Below are 13900 nucleotides of genomic sequence, written 5' to 3'. Positions count from 1 at the left end.
AATTATATATAACTGAACTCTAGCCGAGTCATTAATAGGGAACACACTAATAGCCGACAGCCTTGAGCAAAGGACTGTCGGTTTTTTGTATTTATATATTATTGGGTATTGGGTATTGGGTATTGGTAATTAAATTTTTGACTCCTAACTCCTAACTCCTAACTCCTAACTTAAAAAAAGTTTCCCCACAACTTGCTAGTAACTTGACAGAGATTCTGCCGCAGCCACTAATAAGTGTGGGGAGTTAAATCGGTATTTTAATGAAAGGTCTTTCCAATATCCCATCAAAGAGGATTTTTTTCCTTGAAGTTCCTAGTGTTAAAAGGGATTTACCGGAGATGACAGGATAGGTGGGAAAATAACGCTTAATTAAGACATGGCTTGAATGATAAAGTCAAAGTAGGGAGCAGCTTGGAGTGCATCTTCAGTACTTAATAAATCAATTGAAGCTGCCTTTAGACCCTTAATAGCTTCTACCATTCCGGGGACGGGAACTCCTAATGAGTTATACATTTCCTTAACTCCGATCAAACCAATTTTTTCAATTGGTTCTTTATCACCAGCCAGTATTCCGTAGGTGATCAAGCGTAAGTACCAACCATAGTCGCGGATACACAGCGCCCGTTCGCGTTGACCGTAAGCATTACCACCGGGTGCAATAAAGTCAGGACGCTTTTGCCAAAGTGTTTTGGTCGCTTGTTCAACGATCTTTTTTTCATTTTCACTTAGGGTGTTAACGATTCGCAACCGTTGTTCGCCGGTTTGCAAGTAGTCCTTGATATTCCTAAGTTCGCCACTGCTGGGATAACGCAGTTCGTCGTCAGCTTGGAGAATAACTTGTCTTACTACACTCATGATTTTTTTTTAAAGAAAGTGCAATTTAATTATTACTGTTAGTTTAGCGACTCAGGTACCCACAGGGGAAGAGGATAGGGAGATGGGGAGGTGGGGAGATGGGGAGATATTAATTAATAATTGGTAATTGGGAACTGATGGCTAAAACAAAGTGGAAGCAGGGTGACTTAGTTGAAACGGTAATTACAGACTTGAGCGATACGGGTGATGGTGTGGGACGAAGCGACGAACTGGTGGTGTTTGTACCGGATACTGTACCTGGCGATCGCGTTGTTGTCCGTTTGGTAAATGTCAAGCCGAAGTACGCTTTCGGCAAAGTTAAAGAATTATTACAATCATCACCTCATCGAATTAGACCGGCTTGCATTGTCGCTGATAAATGTGGTGGCTGTCAGTGGCAGCATATTAATTATGAATACCAATTAGTTGCTAAACGTAAAGCAGTTGTTCAAGCCTTACAAAGGATTGGTGGTTTTGCAGATCCACAGGTAGATGCGGTGTTAACTGCGGGTAGACCTTTGGACTATCGCAATAAAGCCACTTACCCGATGGGGATATCTCCTACCGTAGGGGTAATAGCGGGTTATTACCAAAAATCTTCTCATCAAATTGTCAATTTAAATCAATGTCCAGTGCAGGATTCGCGGTTAGACCCTTTTTTGGCACAGGTAAAAAAAGACATCCAATCTTTGGGTTGGGAGATTTATAACGAACATAGCCATACGGGAATCATCCGCCATCTTGGTTTACGCATCGGTCGCCGTACTGGTGAAGTTTTGCTGACCTTGGTAGTAAGGGATTGGAATATACCAGGAATAGAGCAAAAAGCACAAGAGTGGTTAGACCACTATCCCCCATTAGTGGGAGTGATGTTAAACCGGAATAGCGATCGCACTAATGCGATTTTCGGTAGCGAAACTCGACTTATAGCTGGAACTTCTTACTTACAAGAAGAATTTGCTTCTTTAAAATTTCAAATAAGACCGGAAACATTTTTCCAAGTAAATACTGAAACAGCGGAGGCATTATTGTATGAAATTCAATCTGAATTAAATTTACAAGGTAACGAAATATTAGTTGATGCTTATTGTGGCATTGGTACCTTAACTTTACCGCTCTCATTACACGTACACCTTGCTATTGGTTTGGAAATACAACAATACTCTGTGGTCGCCGCACAAATTAATGCTCAGTATAATCACATAAACAACGTGACGTTCCATTCGGGAAAGGTAGAAGAATTACTGTCTCGGATATCTTATAAACCCGATATTGTTATACTTGACCCACCAAGAAAAGGATGCGAACCCACCGTAATCGAAACTTTACGCAAAGTAAAACCGGCTCGTATTGTCTATATGAGTTGTAAAGCAGCGACCCTTGCTAGAGACTTAAGGAAACTTTGTCAAGATGGTTTATACACTTTATTACGAGTACAACCGGCTGATTTTTTTCCTCAGACATCTCATGTGGAAGTTGCAGCATTTCTTGTACGATCGGATTTAGTCAAAGATACTTAGTCTAATTGTTGAGTGAAATTTTCAAATTGTAGTCTAGTGCATAGTAAAAATGCTAAAATTGAATTAATCTAAATATAGAATACCTTTTGTATAAAGAAATTGACGTAATTCCAGACTCAAAAAAAAAGGAATAAAGAAGTTGTTTAAGCTACAAAACGGTTCAATTTAAGAGTATAAAAATACTCGTTGATGCTTCAAATAAATTTATAGTTTGTGACTGTTCGTAGAAAATTTTTAGCCGATTTGAAGTTAAGCAACCTTTATTTCGTTAACAGAGTCAATGTTAAGTAGCATACAAAAATTAGTTGTACAAACATAAAAGTTAGGGCAACATGACCACCTCAAGTTAATTTCAGGGTGCGGTGTAAGTAGTAAAAGTCATGTCTAGCTTAAGCCGAAAGCGACGGGGTTTCTCTTGTGATTACCATTTCACTTCGTCCGGTAGGACGCAATTGGGGTACGATTAGTTTTGCCTCAACTCTATATCTGTGTCCAATTTTAGATTTGCTTTTGGCAGAAATCCCAGGAGATATGCAAGCTGAGTTGAGACTAGGACTTCAAGAAGCCTTAGTCAATGCAGCGAAGCACGGCAATAATCTCGATCCTGGCAAAAAAGTAGTAGTTCGTTTTTCTTTAATTGATGATAGATACTGGTGGGTAATATCAGACCAAGGTAAAGGATTTATTCCTGAATGCGATTGCGAAGAAAACCCCACCGAATATTTGCCACCTGATGAGTCAGAAAATGGTCGCGGTTTATCGATACTGCATCTAATTTTCGACCAGGTGGAATGGAACCGTAGAGGTACAGAGTTACGTTTATGCAAGCAGTTGGAGCATAGACGCAGTAGGATACCTCTGTTACGGAATTAATTATATATGAGTTAGGAGTTAGGAATTAAGAGTTAGAAATTCACTATCTAACAATTAATAACTAACAACTAGCTGTCTTTTTTTTGTCCGTGAGTCGGACAAGGTGGCGCACTGATCGAACGATTTAACCAGCCTGTAGCTTGTTCTAATCTAGCTTGCGCTTCTTCGGGTTGTTCGTTGATGAGAAATACGAGGGCAGCTGCTGTTTGTTCGCAAGCGCGAACTTTGCGGTTAGACTTGAGACGATGCCAATCGTTAGGAGATATACTCAATCTCTCCAATAGAGCTTGAGCTAGTTCTAGTGTACTTATTTCTTGCAATTGACTAGTTTTAGGCAGTTGGCTGGATTGAGACATAACGTGCATGGCTGATGAAACGTTCTCTTTTACTTTAATACTTCCCTCATGGAGTCGCCCAAACAATCTTCTCAATCATCGGTTGAGGAAAATCTAGAGCAAGAATTAGAACAAGAAATATTGGCAGTTGAGTCTCGTCTTGGTGAGTTAAAACAACGGTATGCTCAAATGCTCGCTGACAAACAGCGTCAGATAGAATTAGTGCGGCGTTTCGATGAAGTTAAAAAGCAACTGCAACAAACCACTTCGCGATCGCTAAAAGCGGAGTTGAAAGATATTAAAGAAAAGCTAGAAAGCTTGGATAATGCTTTAGGATTATTTTCCGAGAGTTACTTAGTGCTGTTTGGTGGTAGCGTTATATTTACGAAAAGCGGTTTGAAAGACTTGTTTTGGCAAGTAGTCCGCTTTGGTGGATTGGGCGTTATCATAGGCTGGTTATTAAAGTCAGTTGTTGGGTAAGAGTTAGGAGTTAGGAGTGATGAGTTAGGAATTAAAAATTAATAACTAACTATTAACAACCAACAGCACTTAATTTTATTCTTGGAAGAAAAACATATGATAGAAAGACGGATTGCGGAAATACTACGCAGCGCTCAACCTGATGAATCGATAAAGGTGCAAGGTTGGGTAAGAACGAAGCGCGAGTTAAAAGGTTTTGCATTTATTGAAGTTAATGATGGTTCATCTCTGGCTAATTTGCAAGTTGTACTAAATCAAGATTTGCCAGATTATGAAAATATAGTAAAACAATTAAATACAGGTGCTTCTGTGGAAGCATCGGGAATAGTCGTTGAGTCTCAAGGAAAAGGACAAAGAATTGAATTAAAAGCGCAAGCGGTAAAAGTTTACGGTGAAGCAGATCCAGAAACTTATCCGTTACAGAAGAAACGCCATTCTTTTGAGTTTCTCCGAACAATTGGACATTTACGCAGCCGTACCAATTCCTTGGGTGCAGTTTTGCGCGTGCGTAACGCTTGTGCAGCAGCGATTCATGAATTTTTCCAACAGCGCGGCTTTTTGTGGGTACATACACCGATTATTACCGCTAGCGACTGCGAAGGTGCGGGAGAACTTTTCAACGTCACTAATTTGGATTTAAAGAACGTTCCCCTCACGGAAGATAAGCAAGTAGACTACAGCAAAGACTTTTTTGGTAGACCGACATATTTGACAGTTAGCGGTCAGTTAGAAGCCGAAATTATGGCAATGACGTTTGGTAACGTCTATACTTTTGGTCCTACCTTCCGTGCGGAAAATTCCAATACTTCGCGTCACTTGGCAGAATTTTGGATGGTTGAGCCGGAAATGGCTTTTTGCGAACTTTCCGAAGATATGGATTTAGCTGAGGAGTTTCTCAGATATGTTTTCAAATATGTAATGGAAAAATGTCCTGAAGACATGGAATTTTTCAATTTGCGGGTAGATAAGACAGTATTAGAAACCGCAGAAAATATTATTAATAATCAGTTTGAACGAATTACCTATACTGAAGCTGTTAAACAATTAGAACTCGCTGATGTCCAATTTGAATATCCGGTCGAATGGGGCTTAGATTTACAATCAGAACATGAGCGCTATCTGTGCGAACAACTGTTTAAAAAGCCAGTTATTGTGAGCGATTATCCTACACAAATTAAAGCCTTTTATATGCGGTTGAGTTCGGATGAAAAAACCGTAGCCGCGATGGATGTTTTAGCGCCAAAAATAGGCGAAATTATTGGCGGTTCCCAGCGCGAGGAAAGGTATGATGTGTTGGAACGTCGGATTAAAGCGCAAGGAATGAAACCAGAAGATTTATGGTGGTACATGGATTTACGTCGTTACGGTACCGTACCTCATGCTGGTTTTGGATTGGGTTTTGAAAGATTGGTGCAGTTTATGACGGGAATGGCAAATATTCGCGATGTGATTCCGTTTCCGCGTACTCCGGAGAATGCGGAGTTTTAGTTAGTCCTCACCCAAAAACGCCCTCACCCAAAAACGCCCTCACCCTCGAAGGGTGGGGCTACAGTTACAAAGCCCACCTGCGTGGGCTAATAAATGTAGGGTGTGTGACGCTTAGAGAAATTTGGTTAGAAATTGAGATGTTTGTAGCGTCTATATATTAAGAGTGCGTTACGGCATTCTCAAAAACTCCGATATACCCTAAATGGTGCGTTACGGCATTTTCAATATGGTAATTTATCATATTAAAGCCGTAACACAACGGCAATATTGGGGGGAGAAAATCTACACCCCAATTTGCCTCCCCTACATAGTTACTTGTTCAAATCTCCAAAACGTTCTTTATAACGAGCCAAAAGTGCCTCAGCTTCATTTGCACGCAGGGTTTCTTGGCTTAGCTTAGTTGCTAATTCATCGGGAATTAATAATTTCTCTCCGGTATCTTCGCGGTAAAAACCGATTAATTCATCTTCTATGGCTAAACGTAATTTTAATGGTTCGCTGCGGCTATCTGTAATCAATTCGTAGCTTTCTCCTCGCAAACGATAACCGCGCAATTTTTCTTCTATCCATTCACCTTTAGGATCGAAAAGCCAATATTCTTGTACTTCTAACTGTTCGTACAAGGTTTTTTTATATTCTGTATCTTGATTTTGCGTACCTTTAGATGTCATTTCAAAAACAACTGAGGGGACTTTACCTTCTTCCCAAATTTTATAATTATCTCTACCTCCCGGCTCTACGTCAAAAATTACCATCACATCAGGTGCAATTCGTAATTTCGGGAAACCTTGAGCATAATATAAAAATTGATTTGCTAAAACCGTTGCTTGTTGTCCTTGGAGATATTGTCGCAATACTTCCAGGGTTGTTAATAAAGCGTAGAGATGGGTATAAGTTTCAGCCACGGGTTCACCGTCAGAACTAGGATAGAAGATTTGGGATTTTGGGTTAGAAGTGGTAATAATTGCCATGTTCTCAGGTTTTGGTTTTTATGTCTATTATGACGTTGATAGAAGCATTGCTAAAGTTGTTCAAAAAAATGTTTGAAAAACGCCCTCACCCTCGAAGGGTGGGGCTACAACTACAAAGCCCACCTGCGTGGGCTATAAATTTCTCAGCCCACGAAGGTGGGCTTCGTAAATGTAGCGATACCCTTCGAGGGTATTGCTACAAATTGGTATTACTACGAACAAATTCTCTCAAGCAGAACTTCCGCTTTCTCCTTTCATAACAGCAGCAGAAATCAAATGTGCTAATCGCAATGCTTCGGGTACTTTCCCGCAATCTGTTAATTTTTCTAATACTTTCGCAATGATTTCCGGTTGTTCACCACATACTTGAAACACAAAAGGCGAATATTCGTAAATTGTACCCGCACGTCTTAATAATTCTTGTCGTTTTTCTAAATTTGGTAAATGACTCATCGCTAAGGTAACTGCATCTAAATCGGGTTGACGACGCATCACAGCGACGCAGGGAAGTTGGAGTTTTTCGGCTAATGTTGGTAAGTCAACAATGTTAAATCCTCCGAAGCCAATTCCGTCGAGTAATACTATATGTAATTGCGGTAAAAATTTGCTGCCAATTAATAGTTTGCAAATAGTTTCTGTTGAGTCAAAACCATCTTGTTGTAATTCTCCCCAAACCATCCCTTCAAAACGAGTTCCCCCACAAATAATTCCTGCTAAATTGACGTTTTTACCAGCACCGCGAATAAATGGTGCATCGTCAAAGCCAATTACGCGAATTGTACGGTTGAGTTTGAGTAGAGATTCGAGATTCATGGTTAAAGGGAAGTTAGGAGTTAGAAGTATTTGTAGGGTGCTGTTAGCGATAGCGTAACGCACCATTTTGAGAATTTGCAGAATATTATAAAGATAAGTGGAAAAATGAACCTTACTATTAACTCAGAAATTTATAGCCAATTACTCTCTAAATATCAACCTCGAATTATTCAAACAGAAGCAGAGAATGAGGAATTTTTAAAGGTTGTGGAAGAATTACTAGCACGTAAAAATCTAACACCAGAAGAGAATACAATTCTAGATTTATTAGTAAAATTAATTGAAGATTTTGAAGATAAACATTATCCAATTCCTAAAGGTACAGTTAGCTCGATGCTCTTACACTTAATGGAAGCCCAAGATAAAACAAAGGAAAGTTTAGTACAAGTTTTTGGTTCGCTTGAGAAAATTGATAAAGTCATCAATGGTGATTTAGAAATAACTTCGCAACAGGCTGTAGAATTAGGGAATTTCTTTCACGTTGATGCGAATTTGTTTTTAAATGAGTAGGTGAGATAATAATAAAATAGTCAAAAGTAGGTTTAATAATCATGCAATCACTTTTCTGGAGTGTCGAAGAAGTTGCTCGCAGAGCTAAAGAATTTTATGAAAATGGAATTCGCCAACAAGTTGAGCATGGCGATAATATTGGCAAGATGATTACGATTGATGCTGAAACTGGCGAGTACGGAATTGATAAAACTGGTATAGAAACTGCAATGAATTTAAAGCAGAAAAAACCAATGGCTAGATTATTTACTATGCGGATTGGTTACGATGTTGCATTCAGCTTTGGTGGTGTTCCTTTGAACCGTACAGTTAAATGATTTACGGAAGAATTAGTGAGAGTAAGGCAACAATTCCAGTAATTTTTCGTTTACCTTCACAACCAGATTTTTCTGTGGATTTTCTTATTGATACTGGATTCAACGGTTATCTTACCTTACCACCACAAGCTGTTAATGCGATGAATCTTCCTGTATATTCTAGTACGCCTATAAGCTTAGCTGACGGTAGCGAAGCTTTATCAACTATACATTTCGCAACTATTATTTGGGATGATGTAGAAAAAATAGTCCTTGTTTTAGCTTCTGGTTATAAACCTTTGCTGGGAGTTGCTTTGATGGAAGGATATCATTTAGAGATTAATTTTGAAGAAAATGGTTTGGTTTCCTTGGAAAAAATATCATCTGCGATGTTGTAGAATCGGGTTTCTACACTTCACAAAATATCACCCGAAAAACCACCTTTTCAAACCTCCTAACAAAGAATCATCTTACTGTTGCTTTGCACGTAAATATTCCAGGTTTTTCCGAAAAGTCACCGTATTCGGGTTATTTTCTCCCAAAACCCGTTCTGCAATCTCTAAAGCTTGGATATAAAGAGGTTCAGACTGATCGTACTTTCCTTGACTTTCGTAAAGTCCAGCTAAATTGTTCAAACTGGTTGCAGTGTTGAGATGATTTTCTCCGAGAAGTTGTTTTCTTAATTCCAAAGCTTGGATATAAAGGGGTTCAGCTTGTTCGTACTTTTCTTGGGATTTGTAGAGAAAAGCTTAATACATAGATGAGCATATAAATTACGTAAATTTACTTGAATTTATTGAAGATCCATGTATTCTATTTATGAGGAATTACAGAAGGAATTATCGGTTTGAATCAAAATACTGGGAGACGTTGCATTGCAACGTCTCTACATAAATTCCGGTTATCCTATTACCGTTGTGTTGTACGATAAAAAAACATCAAACCCGGTATCTTGACCGAGTAACCGGAGATTCAGGGGAGACATTGACATGGGGCTGTGGCGATTTGTTGCCCAATTGACGAAAGGGGGGGGAATCAAAAATTTTGTTTTATTATTTTTATTGGGTTTAAGTTTAAGCGTTTCTTTAATATCTTGTTCCGCATCGAATGCTCAAAATAGCGATCGCTTAGAATTAACGCTGGTTTCCTATGCAGTCACCAAACCAGCCTATAGAAAAATTATTCCGCAATTCGTTCAAGAGTGGAAGCAGCAACACAATCAAACCGTTACTTTTTACGAAAGTTATGGGGCTTCCGGCGCTCAAACACGTGCTGTAGTTGATGGTTTAGATGCTGATGTGGTGGAGTTAGCTTTGGCTTTGGATATGAAAAAAATTGCCAAAGCCGGTTTAATTCAACCGGGATGGGAAAATGAAGCGCCTAATAATAGTATTGTGACTCAATCTGTTGCGGCTTTAGTTACTCGTAAAGGTAATCCCAAACAAATCAAAACTTGGCAAGATTTAACAAAAGACAACGTTAGTATTATTACCGCAAACCCCAAAACTTCCGGTGTAGCGCGGTGGAATTTCTTAGCTTTATGGGGTTCCCAAATAGAAACCGGCGCAAAGGATGCCCAAGCATTAGATTTTACCAGCAAAGTTTATCAACACGTACCGATATTACCAAGAGATGCCCGCGAAGCCAGCGATGTATTTTTTAACCAAGGGCAGGGTGATGTTTTAATTAACTATGAAAACGAGTTAATTTTAGCGGGTTTAAAAGGTAAACCGAGTAATTACATTGTCCCCGAAACTAATATTAGGATTGAAAATCCCGTTGCAGTAATTGATACAAACGTAGATAAACATGGCAATAGAGAAGTAGCAGAAGCCTTCGTAAAATATCTTTTTACTCCCGCAGCCCAGAGAGAATTTGCCAAAATCGGATTTCGTCCGGTAAATCCAGTTGTAAAACAAGAATTCGCCGCAAAATATCCCCCAGTCAAAACCTTATTTACCGTCAAAGAATTAGGCGGTTGGGATAAAGTTCAAAAAGAATTCTTTGCCGATGGTGCAGTATTCGATCAAATTCAGAAGAAGATTGGGAATGAGGGATAGGTTAAAGGTCAAAGGTCAAAGGTAAATTCAATTCTTAACTTCTAACTCTTCACTGCTAACTGAAAACTGATGGCTGTTGCACAATCAAACATTCAAAATCCAAAATTTAAAATCCAAAATCCAAAATTCTCGCTGCCTTGGGGAATTACGATTGGTTATTTGACTATCATGCTGTTGCTTCCGGTGACGGCTTTGCTTTTGCAAGCTTCTCAGGTGGGGTTAAGCGAATTTTGGCGAATTGCTACTAGCCCGATCGCACTTTCTGCTTACAATGTCACTTTTACTACGGCTTTGTTTGCGGCTGCGGTTAATGGTGGGTTTGGTTTATTAATCGCTTGGGTGCTTGTTAGATATGACTTTCCGCTGAAGCGTCTGATGGATGCGGCGATTGATCTACCTTTTGCTTTACCCACGGCGGTAGCAGGTTTAACATTAGCCAATGTCTACTCTGAAAATGGTTGGATTGGTTCTTTACTTGCACCCTTTGGCATCAAAATTGCTTTTACCCGTCTGGGTGTTTTGGTGGCAATGCTGTTCATTTCGCTACCGTTTATCGTGCGAGCATTGCAGCCAGTGTTGCAAGAAATGGAACACGATATAGAAGAAGCAGCTTGGAGTTTGGGAGCGTCAAGATTTCAAACTTTTTGGCAGGTAATTTTTCCACCTTTGTTTCCAGCTTTATTAACGGGTATTGCTTTAGGATTTTCTCGCGCTGTGGGAGAATACGGTTCAATTGTAATTGTCGCGTCGAATATTCCTTTCAAAGATTTGATTGCTTCGGTGTTGATTTTTCAACGTTTAGAACAATATGATTACGCCGGTGCAACGGTAATTGGAACCGTACTTTTATTAATTTCGCTGTTAATGTTATTGGCTATTAACTTGTTACAAGCTTGGGGGAAAAGGTATCAATGAACAATTATTAAATTGGTAATTGGTAATCGGTAATTGGGCTTACTAATTATTGACCAGTAAGTACTTTTTTCATAACTTCTAATTCCTAATTCTTAACTCCTAACTCTTATTTACTTATGGCTAAAAAACTTTTAATCATCAGTGCTATCACTTACTTGGGATTGGTATTATTTATCCCGGCAGTAAATGTTTTTTATCAAGCTTTTAAGGGTGGTGTTGGGGAATTTTTCAGTTATTTGATGACTGATGATTTTATTAGCGCGGTGGGACTGACTTTACTTATTGCTTTGATTGTGGTACCGATAAATGCGATTTTCGGACTTTGTGCGGCATGGGTTCTGGCTCGCAATCGTTTCCCCGGAAGGGCTTTGGTGATGAGTATTTTGGATGTTCCTTTCTCGGTTTCGCCGGTGGTGGCTGGTTTAATGATGATTTTGCTTTATGGGCAGAATGGTTGGTTTGGCGGGATTTTGTCAGCGATTAATTTTAAGATTATTTTCGCTTTTCCGGGAATGGTTTTAGCAACTGCTTTTGTGACAATGCCTTTTGTAGCGCGGGAAGTGATTCCAGTTTTGGAGGAAATCGGCTCATCTCAGGAGGAAGCAGCAAGTACTTTAGGTGCGAGTCAATGGCAAACTTTTTGGCGGGTGACTTTACCAAACATCCGCTGGGGTTTACTTTATGGCTTAATTTTGACGAATGCTAGAGCAATGGGCGAATTTGGCGCTATTTCTGTCGTATCTGGCAATATTATTCGTAAAACACAAACTTTACCGCTGTTTGTAGAGCAAGCTTATAAGCAGTATGAAACCGAAACGGCGTTTGCTGCTGCGGTGTTACTTGCTTGTTTGGGATTTGTAACGCTGGTTTTGAAGGAAATTGTGGAACGTAAGACGGCGATCGGTGAGCAGTGAACAATTATCAATTATCAATTATCAATTCAGGGTAAACGGTGAATGGCGATCGCGCTAATTATAGGAGACCCAAAACCAATCTTTGTCGATCAATTCCGCCCGTCAGGTGCTGATAATTGACAATTGTTAATTGATGACTGTTTTATTGTGCAAGGAGTAGTTGGTTAATTTTTAATTAAGTAAATCTGGGTTTTACATTAGTAATTTAAATCTAAAACCCAGAATTTTAACTATAAAATCAACAGTTTTAAGCCATTTGATTTTCAATTGCCCAGCGAGCTAATTCGGTGCGGTTATGAAGATTGGTTTTACCCAACATATTGGAGACGTGGCTTTCGACGGTTCGCTGAGAGACGTTTAATTCTTCAGCGATTTCTCGGTTAGCCATACCTCTGGCAACAAATTGCACTACTTTTAATTCTGTTGGGGTTAATTGGACATCAAAAGGTACTTGGATGCGAGAGCCGTTTTCGCCTCCTTTGGCTTGATGTTCTTTCCAACGAATGGTTTGTTTGAGTGAGGATTCAACTTGGGCTACGAGTTCTTCGGGTTCAAAGGGCTTGACCATATATACATCAGCACCTTTATTCAAACCTTTCACTCTGTCTGCGCTTTGTCCCTTTGCAGAAAGGAAGAGAACAGGTATCCAACTGGTGCGTTCTGTTTGTCGGACTTGTTCTACAAAGGTGTATCCGTCCATTTCCGGCATCATCACGTCACAAATAATCATGTCTGGAATGTCTAGCTCTAATATTTCCAGAGCTTCTCGACCATTTTCAGCAGTGACGACTTCGTATCCCCGGAATTCCAAATAGTCCTTCACCAGCAAGATGAGGTTTGGGTCATCATCTATAAGCAGTAAGCGTTTGTGATCTTTCATGCTGGGTTCTTTCATAGCAGTGGCACTTGTCGCGCGTAGATCCATCAAGGTCTTGAATAGTTATCCTAATTGGTGGATGATTGAGATGTTGTCCTTTTTTCCCACTTACCTTGCGATAGTTTTGTGAAACTCTCAAAGGAGATTATCCCCTCCATTGATGTTTCGCTATCAACTCCAAAAGCCCAGTAAGGATACGTAGAGCAATAGTATTATAATGCGCTATTATATCTCGCTTTGAAAGGTGCGGGCTAAAAACTTCCATTAAATAATAATCTTAAAGGACTGCAAGGGGAGTATTGGGCGAACATACCTCTTGCAAAAATAACCCGCACCTATTCTAATTTTTTTGCTTTTACGTATCCAACTGGATGCTTCCTTCGTGCGTCAGATTTTATTTCCGATCCTAGGAAGTATAGGGTAAGGAACGAACAAAAAAGTATCGAATAGCAAACAATTTGTAATTTTAGAGAAGCGTTCGGTTGAGACGCATTCAATTACTTGGAGGAATTGGGAGTAGATACCACATTTATTAGCGGGGTAAGCTACTATTATTGGTCTATAACAACCGCTCCCGCAAGTAGTTAGTTTTTGAACTATTGATACTGCTGCTAATTATTCCACTTGTACAGAGTCCATTTTGAGCTTAAATAGTCACTTTTTCAAGTATTTCTAAAACTAAAATTAGCTTTTAGAGAACACAACATATAGAAATTGAAGCTAAAACCCATAAAAATACACGTTGTTGGATTTTTGACAACCCTACAGTTTCTACACAATTATTAAAGGGTTTGTAGGGTCGCGCTTTAGTGTTTTTTGGTACTTGAACGCTCAAATGAAACAGTGGATCGTCGCTCATAAAAAGACAGAATTTTACAGTTTTATAGCAATTTATTGGCTTTGCAAATAATGGCAAACCATATCAAACTATTCTTCCTTCGTTGGATAAAACCCGAAAGTACTAGTGAAGTTGAGCATTTATACCTAAGTAAA

General features: G+C 39.4%; 15 protein-coding genes and 1 pseudogene. 10 read left to right on the top strand and 6 right to left on the bottom strand.

Annotated elements, in window-relative coordinates; translation table 11 throughout:
• Nucleotides 1-369: 369 nt before the first annotated feature.
• Nucleotides 370-855 carry an allophycocyanin subunit alpha-B gene (locus tag VB797_RS13170; RefSeq protein ID WP_323238140.1) on the bottom strand — a complete coding sequence of 162 codons (486 nt, stop codon included), beginning with the start codon at nt 853-855 and terminating at the stop codon, nt 370-372.
• A 137-nt stretch (nt 856-992) separates the two neighbouring features.
• Between VB797_RS13170 and rlmD the strand changes: the two genes are divergently transcribed.
• Complete coding sequence (gene rlmD / locus VB797_RS13165; protein WP_323238139.1) at nt 993-2375, top strand: 23S rRNA (uracil(1939)-C(5))-methyltransferase RlmD; 1383 nt, start codon at nt 993-995, stop codon at nt 2373-2375.
• Nucleotides 2376-2792: 417 nt separating this feature from the next.
• The gene (locus VB797_RS13160) at nt 2793-3248 is read left to right on the top strand and encodes an anti-sigma regulatory factor (RefSeq protein ID WP_323238138.1); all 456 of its coding nucleotides are present in this window, start codon (nt 2793-2795) and stop codon (nt 3246-3248) included.
• 68 nt (nt 3249-3316) lie between these two features.
• Here VB797_RS13160 and VB797_RS13155 read toward each other — a convergent pair whose 3' ends face one another.
• Nucleotides 3317-3604, bottom strand: coding sequence for a DUF6439 family protein (locus tag VB797_RS13155; RefSeq protein WP_323238137.1), 288 nt, complete (start codon nt 3602-3604; stop codon nt 3317-3319).
• Between the two features lie 48 nt (nt 3605-3652).
• Between VB797_RS13155 and VB797_RS13150 the strand changes: the two genes are divergently transcribed.
• Together VB797_RS13150 and asnS are read left to right on the top strand one after the other, a co-directional pair.
• Complete coding sequence (locus tag VB797_RS13150; protein ID WP_323238136.1) at nt 3653-4063, top strand: hypothetical protein; 411 nt, start codon at nt 3653-3655, stop codon at nt 4061-4063.
• Nucleotides 4064-4159: 96 nt separating this feature from the next.
• Nucleotides 4160-5551 carry an asparagine--tRNA ligase gene (gene asnS, locus VB797_RS13145; protein WP_323238135.1) on the top strand — a complete coding sequence of 464 codons (1392 nt, stop codon included), beginning with the start codon at nt 4160-4162 and terminating at the stop codon, nt 5549-5551.
• Nucleotides 5552-5862: 311 nt separating this feature from the next.
• Here asnS and VB797_RS13140 read toward each other — a convergent pair whose 3' ends face one another.
• Entirely contained in the window at nt 5863-6522 is a 660-nt protein-coding gene (locus VB797_RS13140) for a Uma2 family endonuclease (RefSeq protein WP_323238134.1), read from the bottom strand.
• Nucleotides 6523-6750: 228 nt separating this feature from the next.
• Complete coding sequence (locus VB797_RS13135; protein WP_323238133.1) at nt 6751-7401, bottom strand: DUF99 family protein; 651 nt, start codon at nt 7399-7401, stop codon at nt 6751-6753.
• Nucleotides 7402-7440: 39 nt separating this feature from the next.
• Between VB797_RS13135 and VB797_RS13130 the strand changes: the two genes are divergently transcribed.
• The 3 genes from VB797_RS13130 to VB797_RS13120 are packed head-to-tail and all read left to right on the top strand — an operon-like array spanning nt 7441 to nt 8539.
• Complete coding sequence (locus VB797_RS13130) at nt 7441-7845, top strand: transcriptional regulator (protein ID WP_323238132.1); 405 nt, start codon at nt 7441-7443, stop codon at nt 7843-7845.
• A gap of 41 nt (nt 7846-7886) precedes the next feature.
• Nucleotides 7887-8162 (top strand): hypothetical protein, encoded by a 276-nt coding sequence (locus VB797_RS13125; protein ID WP_323238131.1) that lies wholly within the window; start codon nt 7887-7889, stop codon nt 8160-8162.
• Nucleotides 8159-8539: a clan AA aspartic protease gene (locus VB797_RS13120; RefSeq protein ID WP_323238130.1), complete on the top strand. Its 381-nt coding sequence runs from the start codon at nt 8159-8161 to the stop codon at nt 8537-8539. Before VB797_RS13125 ends, VB797_RS13120 begins: the two co-directional genes overlap by 4 nt.
• A 72-nt stretch (nt 8540-8611) precedes the next feature.
• On the opposite strand, the pseudogene VB797_RS13115 reads toward VB797_RS13120, so the two are convergent.
• Nucleotides 8612-8878: pseudogene (locus VB797_RS13115) on the bottom strand (tetratricopeptide repeat protein); the annotation flags it as partial.
• A gap of 252 nt (nt 8879-9130) precedes the next feature.
• Between VB797_RS13115 and VB797_RS13110 the strand changes: the two are divergent.
• The 3 genes from VB797_RS13110 to cysW all read left to right on the top strand — a co-directional run bounded on the left by VB797_RS13110 (nt 9131) and on the right by cysW (nt 12030).
• Entirely contained in the window at nt 9131-10201 is a 1071-nt protein-coding gene (locus VB797_RS13110) for a sulfate ABC transporter substrate-binding protein (RefSeq protein WP_323238129.1), read from the top strand.
• A 69-nt stretch (nt 10202-10270) separates the two neighbouring features.
• On the top strand, nt 10271-11116 hold the full coding sequence (gene cysT / locus VB797_RS13105) for a sulfate ABC transporter permease subunit CysT (protein ID WP_323238128.1): 846 nt from the start codon (nt 10271-10273) through the stop codon (nt 11114-11116).
• Between the two features lie 116 nt (nt 11117-11232).
• Nucleotides 11233-12030, top strand: coding sequence for a sulfate ABC transporter permease subunit CysW (cysW, locus tag VB797_RS13100; RefSeq protein WP_323238127.1), 798 nt, complete (start codon nt 11233-11235; stop codon nt 12028-12030).
• A gap of 247 nt (nt 12031-12277) precedes the next feature.
• Here the strand turns inward: cysW and VB797_RS13095 are convergent, their stop codons facing one another.
• On the bottom strand, nt 12278-12955 hold the full coding sequence (locus VB797_RS13095) for a response regulator transcription factor (protein ID WP_096660377.1): 678 nt from the start codon (nt 12953-12955) through the stop codon (nt 12278-12280).
• Nucleotides 12956-13900 lie beyond the last annotated feature (945 nt).

This window comes from Rivularia sp. UHCC 0363 (assembly GCF_034931125.1).
Taxonomy (GTDB): domain Bacteria; phylum Cyanobacteriota; class Cyanobacteriia; order Cyanobacteriales; family Nostocaceae; genus Rivularia.
This window is presented reverse-complemented; position numbering and strand designations above follow the sequence as displayed.

Bases quoted from the DNA above. Each gene is read 5' to 3' on its own strand.
- cysW (WP_323238127.1), top strand. From the start codon at position 11,233: ATGGCTAAAAAACTTTTAATCATCAGTGCTATCACTTACTTGGGATTG.
- rlmD (WP_323238139.1), top strand. From the start codon at position 993: ATGGCTAAAACAAAGTGGAAGCAGGGTGACTTAGTTGAAACGGTAATT.
- VB797_RS13150 (WP_323238136.1), top strand. From the start codon at position 3,653: ATGGAGTCGCCCAAACAATCTTCTCAATCATCGGTTGAGGAAAATCTA.
- asnS (WP_323238135.1), top strand. From the start codon at position 4,160: ATGATAGAAAGACGGATTGCGGAAATACTACGCAGCGCTCAACCTGAT.
- VB797_RS13110 (WP_323238129.1), top strand. From the start codon at position 9,131: ATGGGGCTGTGGCGATTTGTTGCCCAATTGACGAAAGGGGGGGGAATC.
- VB797_RS13140 (WP_323238134.1), bottom strand. From the start codon at position 6,522: ATGGCAATTATTACCACTTCTAACCCAAAATCCCAAATCTTCTATCCT.
- VB797_RS13125 (WP_323238131.1), top strand. From the start codon at position 7,887: ATGCAATCACTTTTCTGGAGTGTCGAAGAAGTTGCTCGCAGAGCTAAA.
- VB797_RS13170 (WP_323238140.1), bottom strand. From the start codon at position 855: ATGAGTGTAGTAAGACAAGTTATTCTCCAAGCTGACGACGAACTGCGT.
- VB797_RS13120 (WP_323238130.1), top strand. From the start codon at position 8,159: ATGATTTACGGAAGAATTAGTGAGAGTAAGGCAACAATTCCAGTAATT.
- VB797_RS13095 (WP_096660377.1), bottom strand. From the start codon at position 12,955: ATGGATCTACGCGCGACAAGTGCCACTGCTATGAAAGAACCCAGCATG.
- VB797_RS13130 (WP_323238132.1), top strand. From the start codon at position 7,441: ATGAACCTTACTATTAACTCAGAAATTTATAGCCAATTACTCTCTAAA.
- cysT (WP_323238128.1), top strand. From the start codon at position 10,271: ATGGCTGTTGCACAATCAAACATTCAAAATCCAAAATTTAAAATCCAA.
- VB797_RS13155 (WP_323238137.1), bottom strand. From the start codon at position 3,604: ATGTCTCAATCCAGCCAACTGCCTAAAACTAGTCAATTGCAAGAAATA.
- VB797_RS13135 (WP_323238133.1), bottom strand. From the start codon at position 7,401: ATGGTGCGTTACGCTATCGCTAACAGCACCCTACAAATACTTCTAACT.